4 protein-coding genes and 1 pseudogene are annotated in these 4,007 nt (G+C 62.7%); 3 read left to right on the top strand and 2 right to left on the bottom strand.

The window, feature by feature from the left end; all coding sequences use genetic code 11:
* The coding region (locus JDV09_RS27605; RefSeq protein ID WP_221372055.1) for a transposase at positions 1-126 on the bottom strand (126 nt) is incomplete at its 3' end.
* Positions 127-308: 182 nt separating this feature from the next.
* Here JDV09_RS27605 and JDV09_RS26230 point away from each other — a divergent pair.
* The 3 genes and pseudogenes from JDV09_RS26230 to JDV09_RS26220 all read left to right on the top strand — a co-directional run.
* Positions 309-1,496, top strand: a pseudogene (locus JDV09_RS26230) (IS256 family transposase); the annotation flags it as partial.
* Positions 1,497-1,935: 439 nt separating this feature from the next.
* The gene (locus JDV09_RS26225; protein WP_221372054.1) at positions 1,936-2,943 is read left to right on the top strand and encodes a UDP-glucuronic acid decarboxylase family protein; all 1,008 of its coding nucleotides are present in this window, start codon (positions 1,936-1,938) and stop codon (positions 2,941-2,943) included.
* Positions 2,944-3,077: 134 nt separating this feature from the next.
* Complete coding sequence (locus JDV09_RS26220) at positions 3,078-3,314, top strand: hypothetical protein (RefSeq protein WP_221372053.1); 237 nt, start codon at positions 3,078-3,080, stop codon at positions 3,312-3,314.
* A gap of 68 nt (positions 3,315-3,382) precedes the next feature.
* Here the strand turns inward: JDV09_RS26220 and JDV09_RS26215 are convergent.
* On the bottom strand, positions 3,383-4,007 hold a 625-nt coding region (locus JDV09_RS26215; RefSeq protein ID WP_221372052.1), incomplete at its 5' end, for a hypothetical protein.

The following is a 4,007-nucleotide window of genomic DNA, read 5'->3' as shown; positions in this document are numbered from 1 at the left end:
GCCCAGCGTGCCCTCATGCATCCCCAGGTCGCGTGCCACCGCGGCGATCGACTTACCCGTCTCACGCACGATCCGCACAGCCCCCTCACGGAACTCCCGGTCGTACTTCTTCCGTTTCTCTGACATCGCTACTCCTTATAGCTGATGCCTCCACGGTCTCGGGGGAATGTCACTCGCAGTTGCGTCCCTGATAGTGGTGTAACGCGGATCGTGTGATCGTTGTCCGGTGTGTCGCCGGGACGAGGACGCGGTCACCGCGTGATCCTTCGAGTGAGCCTTCCAAAGCACTCTCGAGAGGAACCATCACGATGACCGCTCCCCATATTCTGAACCCTGCTGCGCTGTTGGAGAAGGGACTGGCCGACGCGTCGCCGGACTTGATGCGCGATCTGCTTGCGACGGTGCTCAATGCGCTGCTCAGCGCCGACGCCGACACGGTGTGCGGGGCCGAGTACGGGCAGTCCAGCCCGGATCGGACCAATTCGCGCAATGGCTACCGGCACCGCGAGCTCGACACCCGGGTCGGCACGATCGATGTGGCGATCCCCAAGCTGCGGAAGGGCTCCTACTTCCCGGAATGGTTGCTGGAGCGCCGCAAACGCGCGGAGGCCGCGCTGATCTCGGTGGTGGCGACCTGTTATCTGCTCGGAGTGTCCACGCGGCGGATGGACAAGCTGGTGGCCACGCTGGGCATCACCAGCTTGAGCAGGTCACAGGTCTCGCGGATGGCCGCCGACCTCGACACCCAGGCCGAGGCGTTTCGCACCCGCCCGCTGGCCAACGCGGGACCGTTTACGTTCGTGGCGGCGGACGCGTTGACGATGAAGGTCCGCGAACAGGGGCGGGTGGTCAACGCCGTGGTGCTGGTGGCTACCGGGGTCAACGCCGACGGGCACCGCGAGGTGCTCGGTGTCAAGGTCGCCACCAGTGAGACCGGCCCGGCCTGGAACACCTTCTTCGCCGACCTGGTCGCCCGTGGCCTGCACGGGGTCACACTGGTCACCTCCGATGCTCACCGCGGATTGGTGGAGGCGATCGCGGCGAACCTACCGGGCGCGGCGTGGCAGCGCTGCCGTACCCATTACGCCGCCAACCTGATGGATGTGACCCCGAAAAGCTCCTGGGGCTGGGTCAAAGCCTTGCTGCACTCGGTCTACGACCAGCCCGACACCGCGGCGGTGGGCGCCCAGTTCGACCGTGTCGCCGAGGCGCTGGCCGATAAGCTGCCCGCGGTGGCTGAGCACCTCGATGGTGCCCGCGCTGAGATACTCGCGTTCACCGCGTTCCCCAAGGAGTTGTGGCGTCAGATCTGGTCCAATAATCCCAATGAACGCCTCAACCGCGAAATCCGCAGGCGCACAGACGTTGTCGGCATCTTCCCCGACCGGGATTCGGTGATCCGGCTCGTCGGAGCGGTGCTGGCCGAACAACACGACGAATGGGCCGAAGGCCGCCGCTACCTCGGCCTGGACGTCCTGGCCCGCGCCGCCGCCACCGGCAAACCCGAACCCGCCCCGCCGGCCACCAACGGCCTGCCCGAACTGGAGCCCGGCAGCATGACCACCCCGAGCCTCCCAGCAGAATTCGGCCCAAGGGCTGACCCGCCAGGCCTACCTCGACCAACTCGCCGACACCGGCTACACAGGCTGGTACGACGAGCACGGTATTCCGGCACCCTGGCCCGAAGACTTCAGCGACCCCGACAGCGGCTGGCAACCCACCACAGGAGGTGGAACACACAAGGACAAGCTGGACAGGCCAGCAGATGCAGATACTCCCTGCGCACCACCAGAACCAGTCAGCAACAGCCACCCGGGCCGCAGCTATCCCAATTCATCGGTGGATCGAGGCTAAGGTTCAGACATTGCCATGTGGAAATACCACTCCGCATGCTAGCCTGACTGAACGTTATGTTGCCGGACCAGGGGGGTAACTATGCGGGTACTTGTCACAGGTGGCGCGGGGTTCTTGGGTTCCCACTTGGCCGAGACATTGGTGCGCCGCGGTGACACGGTTGTATGCGTTGACGACCTGTCAACGGGCCGGATGAGTAATATCGCCGGGCTGATGGGCCGTCCCAGTTTCGATTTCCAGCGTTCAGATGTCAGCAAAGGACTGCACGTCGGTGGCTCCATCGATGTGGTCGCCCATCTGGCCAGTCCGGCCTCTCCGCCTGACTACCAACGGCGACCGCTCGAGACTCTCGCGGCAGGCAGCCGCGGTACTGAGCACGCACTGGAACTGGCCAACCGGTGCAACGCCCGGTTCGTGCTGGCGTCCACCAGTGAGGTCTATGGGGACCCGCTGGTGCATCCTCAGCACGAGGACTATTGGGGCAATGTCAATCCGATTGGCCCGCGAAGCGTCTACGACGAGGCCAAACGGTTCGCCGAGGCACTGACGTTTGCCTACCGCCGATCGCTGGGGGTCAACACCGGGGTTGTTCGCATATTCAATACCTACGGCCCGCGGATTCAACCCCACGACGGGCGAGTGGTGACGAGCTTCATCACCCAGGCGCTCAATGGCGACCCGCTGACGATCTACGGGGATGGCAGCCAGACCCGTAGTTTCTGCTACGTGGACGATCTCGTGGCCGGCCTGGTTGCCATGATCGACTCGGACGCCGAGGGGCCGATCAACCTCGGCAATCCAGTCGAGCGAACAGTCCGCGAGCTTGCCGAGTTGGTTCTGGCGCAAACCGAGTCAAGCTCCACCGTGGAGCACCACCCGCTGCCGACTGATGACCCAACTCGTCGCAAACCTGACATCAGCAAGGCGCGGCAACTGTTGGGATGGTCACCGCGGATCGATGCCGAGGAAGGGCTTCGCCGCACAATCGCCTGGTTCCGCACCAGACCCCAGGAGGTCGCTGCAGCGGCCGCGAGCGTTGCTGGCGGACAACTCGACGGTCCGCCAGGCTTGATCGAGGAAGCGAGTTGACCGGCACGCTTCATCCGGCCTACACCTAACTACTTCGAGCTCGGAAAAGTCGGCGCGTTGATTCGCGTTTTGGTGGCGCTGAACAGCGAGGATGGCCTCGATGCCCTTTTCCCAGGGAAGGGATTGAGGCCATCGTGTTTCGTACCGTCACGATCAGCCATCGTTATGGGACTCGATCCTTCCTGCCCGAACAGGTGCGTCGACTGCCTGAAAAGTTGGCGCGGGCCGACAAGCTGTTGAACAATCTGCGTTCGTCGCGCCGTTCGTGGCGTAACTTCGATCTGCGGATTGGTCATCCGCCCTCGACGCCGATGGAGACCCATCTGCGGTCGATGTTTCTCTTAAGCTTCCGCGATCGGGTGGGGCTTTGAGTCGCAGCGCCGAGAGCCCAATCCACCCCGAAGAAGTAGTCTGCGGAAACATCGCCCAATGACCAAAATTAGGCCCAACAGTTGTCATCGGACAGTCGCTTGACGCCAAAGCCTACCGATGCGTCCTGCTGCGAAATCTCGTCACCCGCCGCGGGCCATTGCCAGCAGACGGTCCAGTAAGCATAGTTGTACTGCTCACGGGTGCCCTTGGTATCGCTAGTGCCGATCTTCAGCTCCACGTCGTCACCAATCACGTCGCGCACAGTGTCAATTGCCCTTTGTAACACCATATTTTCTACGTCGGGCATAATCCATGGATCGGGCGCCGCGCTAGCAGCTGGCGCCGATTCACCATGCAGGACTGCCATGACAGCAGTGATCGACAGTGCCGCGGCCAAATAGCGCCTTATCAATTCGCATCCCCTCAACATCACATTCCCCGCCGACGCTACAGTAGTCGAATAGCTCTTCTTCTGAGGAATTCTTGTCAAGACCTGTCCCGACTTCCGCAGTTCGTAGGCACATTTTCGGGGTAGGGCGGAGCGATTGTGCTGGTAGGAGGCTTCGGTAGTCGCCGAAACCGTGAATTCCTGTAGGCACACGAGTTCAGGCGTGTCGCTGGACTTCACCAGCTGATATGTGCTATCGGTGTAGGGGTGTACCTGCGGGAGACCAAACGGCGCAACCGCGATG

Origin of the sequence: Mycolicibacterium xanthum (assembly GCF_019710635.1) — a bacterium.
Classification (GTDB): domain Bacteria; phylum Actinomycetota; class Actinomycetes; order Mycobacteriales; family Mycobacteriaceae; genus Mycobacterium; species Mycobacterium xanthum.
Note: the sequence above shows the minus strand (reverse complement) of the source record. Positions and strands in the feature narration are given on the sequence as shown.

Coding starts and splice junctions, on each gene's coding strand:
- JDV09_RS26225 (WP_221372054.1), top strand. CDS start 1,936: ATGCGGGTACTTGTCACAGGTGGCGCGGGGTTCTTGGGTTCCCACTTG.